The organism is Actinosynnema sp. (assembly GCF_052038725.1).
The window spans coordinates 1-2,404 of sequence record NZ_JBQGCX010000077.1 but is presented as its reverse complement, the minus strand read 5'-3'; the positions used below and the strand labels follow the sequence as shown (position 1 = coordinate 2,404).

General features: G+C 73.4%; 4 protein-coding genes. 2 read left to right on the top strand and 2 right to left on the bottom strand.

Going from position 1 to position 2,404, the window contains the following annotated elements; translation table 11 throughout:
* Both ACTUAL_RS01550 and ACTUAL_RS01545 read right to left on the bottom strand, forming a co-directional pair.
* On the bottom strand, positions 1-395 hold a 395-nt coding region (locus ACTUAL_RS01550), incomplete at its 3' end, for a hypothetical protein (RefSeq protein WP_440899000.1).
* Between the two features lie 37 nt (positions 396-432).
* Complete coding sequence (locus tag ACTUAL_RS01545; RefSeq protein WP_440898999.1) at positions 433-1,182, bottom strand: SDR family NAD(P)-dependent oxidoreductase; 750 nt, start codon at positions 1,180-1,182, stop codon at positions 433-435.
* A gap of 91 nt (positions 1,183-1,273) precedes the next feature.
* On the opposite strand from ACTUAL_RS01545, the gene ACTUAL_RS01540 reads away from it, so the two are divergent.
* On the top strand, positions 1,274-1,876 hold the full coding sequence (locus ACTUAL_RS01540; RefSeq protein ID WP_096495467.1) for a TetR/AcrR family transcriptional regulator: 603 nt from the start codon (positions 1,274-1,276) through the stop codon (positions 1,874-1,876).
* A gap of 73 nt (positions 1,877-1,949) precedes the next feature.
* Positions 1,950-2,404, top strand: a 455-nt coding sequence (locus ACTUAL_RS01535) for a helix-turn-helix domain-containing protein (protein ID WP_440898998.1), incomplete at its 3' end; no start/stop codon positions are given.

The following is a 2,404-nucleotide window of genomic DNA, read 5'->3' as shown; positions in this document are numbered from 1 at the left end:
TCGATCCGGCGCCACTCCCTCGGCCCCCACCAGCGCGCGAACAGCGGCTGGGAGAGGTAGAACACGTCGTCACCCCGGCGGAACGCGCGGAACTGCCCCAGCCGCAGGTCCACCTCGACCTCCAGCTCGGCGGCGCAGTAGGCCATCAGCAGCCACTCCAGGTCGAGCCGGTCCCCGTCCCCGGAGTCGACCTCCAGCACGCCCGACCCGTCGAGGGTGAACTGGACCCGCCGCTCGCCCTTGACCCGCAGGGAGAGCACGTGGCCCTCGGCGAGGTCGACCAGCACGACGGGATCGCCACCGGTGCGCTCGCGGCGCACCGACAGCCGGTCGGCGCACCCCGACTCGACGGCCCGCTCGACCGCGGCCTCCACCCAAACCTCCAGGTCGGACATGGGCCGCAGCCTAACCCGCCGCACCGGGCACGCCGCGTCAGACCTGGTTCTCGCCGCCGTCCACGTACAGGTTCGAGCCCATGACGAAGCTGCTCCCCGGCGACGCCAGGAACGCCACGGCCGCCGCGACCTCCTCGGGCCGGCCCATCCGGCCCGCCAGGATCGCGCCGCCGAGGTTGGCGTGCGCGGCCTCGACGTTGTCCGAGCCGACGAGCAGTTCGAGGCCGGGCGTGCCGACCGGGCCGGGCGAGATCGCGTTGACCCGCACGCCCCGGTCCTTCAGCTCGGTGGCCCAGGTGCGGGCGAACGAGCGGACGGCGGCCTTGGACGCGGCGTAGAGGCCGAACGAGTGCGTGCCGTTGTCGGCGGCGGTGGAGGCGTTGAGGATGACCGAGGCGCCGTCGTTGAGCAGCGGCAGGGACTTCTGCACGGTGCGCAGGACACCGAGGACGTTGACGTCGAAGATCGCGGCGTAGTCCGCCTCGGTGATCTTCTCCAGGGGGACGTGCGAGGCGTTGGCGGCGTTGGCGAAAACCACGTCGAGCCCGTGGCCGCGCGCCTGGACGGCCGCGTAGAGCCGGTCGAGGTCGGCGGGGTCGGTGACGTCGCCGCGCACGGCGGTGGCCGAGCCCTCCCCGATCTCCGCGACGGCCGCGGCCAGCTCGGCCTCGCGGCGGCCGGTGATGAACACGTGCGCGCCCTCCTGGGCGAGCCGGACCGCGCTGGCGAGCCCGATCCCGGTGCCGCCGCCGGTGACGACGGCGGTCTTGCCTTCGAGCTGTCCCACTCCGGGCCTCCTCAAGTTCTGTACTGATCGGTACTGAATTCGACGCTAGCACTTTCGTACCGATCGGTGCAAAACAGGTAGGCTGTGCGGTGTGGACACCGGGCGCAGGACGGGACGGCCGAGGGGCTTCGACGTGGACGAGGCCCTGGACCGGGCCGTCCGGGTGTTCTGGGCCAAGGGCTACGAGGGCGCCTCGCTCACCGACCTGACCACGGCCATGGGCATCAACCGGACCAGCATGTACGCGGCGTTCGGCAACAAGGACGAGCTGTTCCGCAAGGCGCTCGACCGGTACACCGGGACGCAGGCCGGGTACGTGCGGCGCGCGCTGGAGGAGCCGACCTCGGCGGGCGTGGCCAGGGCGTTCCTGAAGGGCTCGGTGCGCGCCTCCACGACGCCCGGCGAGCCGACGGGGTGCCTCGGCGTGCAGGGGGCGCTGGCGGTGGGCGACGACGCGCGGTCGGCGTGCGAGGTGCTGGCCGCGTGGCGCGACGAGGGCTGCGCGTGGCTCCGGCAGCGGTTCGAGCGGGCGGTGGCCGAGGGCGACCTGCCCGCCGGGAGCGACCCGGCGCTGCTCGCGCGGTACCTGATGACGGTGGCGAACGGGATCGCCGTGCAGGCGTCGGGCGGGGCGGACCGGGCGACCCTGGACCTGGTGGCCGACGTGGCGCTGCGCAGCTGGCCGCCCGCCTGATCATCGCAGGTCACCGGTTCGTCACGGGTTCGGGCTTGAGCCTCCACCCGCTGGAACCCGCAGGATCTTCGGCATGGACGACGAGCTGACCATCGGCGAGCTGGCCGCGCGGACCGGACTCCCGGTGCGCACGCTGCGCTTCTGGTCCGACGAGGGCGTGCTGCCCCCGGCTTCCCGCTCCACCGGCAACTACCGCCTCTACGACTCGGCCTCGGTGGCGCGCGTCGACCTGGTCCGCGCCCTGCGCGAGCTGGGGCTGGGACTGGACGAGGTGGGCCGGGTGCTGGACGGGCGGGCGAGCGTGGCCGAGGTGGCGCGGGCGCACGTGGTCGCGATCGACGCGCGGATCAGGGCGCTGAAGGTCAGCCGGGCGGTCCTGTCGGTAGTGGCGGAACGCGGGGCGAGCACCGAGGAGACGGCGTTGATGAACCGGTTGGCCAGGCTCTCCACCGAGGAGCGGGCGCGGGTCGTGGAGGAGTTCAAGGAGGAGGTGTTCGGGCCGCTGCCGCTGACGCCCGAGCAGCGGGA